Genomic DNA, 3,488 nt, shown 5'->3' with positions numbered 1-3,488 from the left:
GGTGCCGGTTCCACGGGTGACAAACCTCACGGGTTTGTTATCCGGGAACCACATAGTGGACGCAAGCAGCATGATCAACACAACCCTTTATACTTTGGAGAACCGTTTGAAGTCGTGTTCTCCCAGATTGTGGTGTGGTGTAAGTTATCGGCCTATTAGTACCGGTCAGCTTCACGGGTCTTTAGTCCCCGCTTCCACATCCGGCCTATCAACCCAGTGGTCTGGCTGGGGGCCTCTCACACACAAGGTGTATGGAAATCTCATCTCGAAGCGGGCTTCCCGCTTAGATGCTTTCAGCGGTTATCCCATCCGAACGTAGCTAATCAGCGGTGCACTTGGCAGTACAACTGACACACCAGAGGTTCGTCCGTCCCGGTCCTCTCGTACTAAGGACAGCCCTTCTCAAATTTCCTGCGCGCGCAGCGGATAGGGACCGAACTGTCTCACGACGTTCTAAACCCAGCTCGCGTACCGCTTTAATGGGCGAACAGCCCAACCCTTGGGACCTACTCCAGCCCCAGGATGCGACGAGCCGACATCGAGGTGCCAAACCATGCCGTCGATATGGACTCTTGGGCAAGATCAGCCTGTTATCCCCGAGGTACCTTTTATCCGTTGAGCGACGGCCATTCCACAATGTACCGCCGGATCACTAGTCCCGACTTTCGTCCCTGCTTGAGATGTCTCTCTCACAGTCAAGCTCCCTTGTGCACTTACACTCGCCACCTGATTGCCAACCAGGCTGAGGGAACCTTTGGGCGCCTCCGTTACTCTTTAGGAGGCAACCGCCCCAGTTAAACTACCCATCAGGCACTGTCCCTGACCCGGATTACGGGCCGAAGTTAGATATCCAGTATGACCAGAGTGGTATTTCAACGATGACTCCACCCGAACTGGCGTCCGGGTCTCACAGTCTCCCACCTATCCTACACAAGCCACACCGAATATCAATACCAAACTATAGTAAAGGTCTCGGGGTCTTTCCGTCCTGCTGCGCGTAACGAGCATCTTTACTCGTACTGCAATTTCGCCGAGTTTATGGTTGAGACAGCGGGGAAGTCGTTACTCCATTCGTGCAGGTCGGAACTTACCCGACAAGGAATTTCGCTACCTTAGGATGGTTATAGTTACCACCGCCGTTTACTGGGGCTTAAATTCCCAGCTTCGCCCGTAAGGGCTAACCGGTCCTCTTAACCTTCCAGCACCGGGCAGGAGTCAGTCCGTATACATCGTCTTGCGACTTCGCACGGACCTGTGTTTTTAGTAAACAGTCGCTTCCCCCTGGTCTCTGCGGCCCCGATCCCCTCCGGACAGCAAGTGTCCATCAAGGTTGGGGCCCCCCTTCTCCCGAAGTTACGGGGGCATTTTGCCGAGTTCCTTAACCATAATTCTCTCGATCGCCTTAGTATTCTCTACCTGATCACCTGTGTCGGTTTGGGGTACGGGCGGCTAAAACCTCGCGCCGATGCTTTTCTAGGCAGCATAGGATCACCGGATTCCCACCAAAGTGGGTCCCATCAGATCTCAGGTATCGTCATCAAAGACACAGCAACGGATTTACCTATCGCTGACCCTACATCCTTAGACCAGGACAACCATCGCCCGGCCCGGCTACCTTCCTGCGTCACACCTGTTAATACGCTTACCTCCCAGGATCAGGTCCCGCGCTCCACCAAAAACCGGGTCGCCACAAGGGCGGCCGGTCAGGTATTGGGCGGTTAGTGTCCCCCGCTTGGTATTGGCGGTTTTTCGCCGGTACGGGAATATCAACCCGTTGTCCATCGACTACGCCTGTCGGCCTCGCCTTAGGTCCCGACTTACCCAGGGCAGATTAGCTTGACCCTGGAACCCTTGATCATTCGGCGGACGGGTTTCTCACCCGTCTTTCGCTACTCATGCCTGCATTCTCACTCGTGTAGGCTCCACCGCTGGTTTACACCGCGACTTCACTGCCCACACGACGCTCCCCTACCCATCCAAACGCTTGAACGAAAATGGATAAACCATCCGCTTGGCTAATATTTGAATGCCACAACTTCGGCGGTGTACTTGAGCCCCGCTACATTGTCGGCGCGGAATCACTTGACCAGTGAGCTATTACGCACTCTTTCAAGGATGGCTGCTTCTAAGCCAACCTCCTGGTTGTCTTCGCAACTCCACATCCTTTCCCACTTAGCACACGCTTAGGGGCCTTAGTTGGTGGTCTGGGCTGTTTCCCTCTCGACTATGAAGCTTATCCCCCACAGTCTCACTGCTGCGCTCTCACTTACCGGCATTCGGAGTTTGGCTGACGTCAGTAACCTTGTAGGGCCCATTAGCCATCCAGTAGCTCTACCTCCGGTAAGAAACACGCAACGCTGCACCTAAATGCATTTCGGGGAGAACCAGCTATCACGGAGTTTGATTGGCCTTTCACCCCTACCCACAGCTCATCCCCTCCATTTTCAACTGAAGTGGGTTCGGTCCTCCACGCGCTCTTACACGCGCTTCAACCTGGCCATGGGTAGATCACTCCGCTTCGGGTCTAGATCACGCCACTGCATCGCCCTGTTCAGACTCGCTTTCGCTACGGCTTCCCCTCACGGGTTAACCTCGCGACGTAACACTAACTCGCAGGCTCATTCTTCAAAAGGCACGCTGTCACAAGCACGACACCACAAGTGGCATCGCCCTGCTCCAACGGATTGTAGGCACACGGTTTCAGGTACTGTTTCACTCCCCTCCCGGGGTACTTTTCACCTTTCCCTCACGGTACTTGTCCGCTATCGGTCATCAGGGAGTATTTAGGCTTACCAGGTGGTCCTGGCAGATTCGCACGGGATTTCTCGGGCCCCGTGCTACTTGGGATCCTCTCCAAGCGGCAGCATACATTCCGGTTACGGGGCTAACACCCTCTACGGCCTGGCTTTCAAACCAGTTCACCTATGCATCTGCACTCACTTCACCGATCCGGCAGAATCGGTACGGAAAGTCCCGCAACCCCAGTGATGCAACGCCCGCCGGCTATCACACACCACTGGTTTAGCCTCTTCCGCGTTCGCTCGCCACTACTAACGGAATCACTGTTGTTTTCTCTTCCTGTGGGTACTGAGATGTTTCACTTCCCCACGTTCCCTCCACGCACCCTATGTGTTCAGATGCGGGTCACCCGGTCACTCGCGCGCCGGGCGGGGTTTCCCCATTCGGACATCCTGGGATCAACGCTCGGTTATCAACTCCCCCAGGCTTATCGCAGATTCCTACGTCCTTCTTCGGCTCCTGATGCCAAGGCATCCACCGTGTGCCCTTAAAAACTTGACCACAAAGATCAATAAATATTTCCTGCTATCGAGAAAACCATGACAACACCGGACCACACCGCAAGGGCATGACCCGGAGCACCAGGTTTATCTGAAATTGCACTTAATAATTTTAAGATGCTCGCGTCCACTATGTAGTTCTCAAACAACAACCCCGTCACACCCCGCCACCACCACGTATTCACCGTG

General features: G+C 54.6%; 1 protein-coding gene and 1 rRNA gene. Both read right to left on the bottom strand.

The window, feature by feature from the left end:
* Window positions 1-134: 134 nt before the first annotated feature.
* A 23S ribosomal RNA gene (locus tag QNO00_RS17235) occupies window positions 135-3,300 on the bottom strand.
* A 7-nt stretch (window positions 3,301-3,307) separates the two neighbouring features.
* Window positions 3,308-3,488 (bottom strand): hypothetical protein (locus QNO00_RS17230; protein WP_284025430.1); only part of this gene is annotated, 181 nt, incomplete at its 5' end.

The organism is Arthrobacter sp. zg-Y1219, from assembly GCF_030125545.1.
Classification (GTDB): Bacteria; Actinomycetota; Actinomycetes; order Actinomycetales; family Micrococcaceae; genus Arthrobacter_B.
This window is presented reverse-complemented; position numbering and strand designations above follow the sequence as displayed.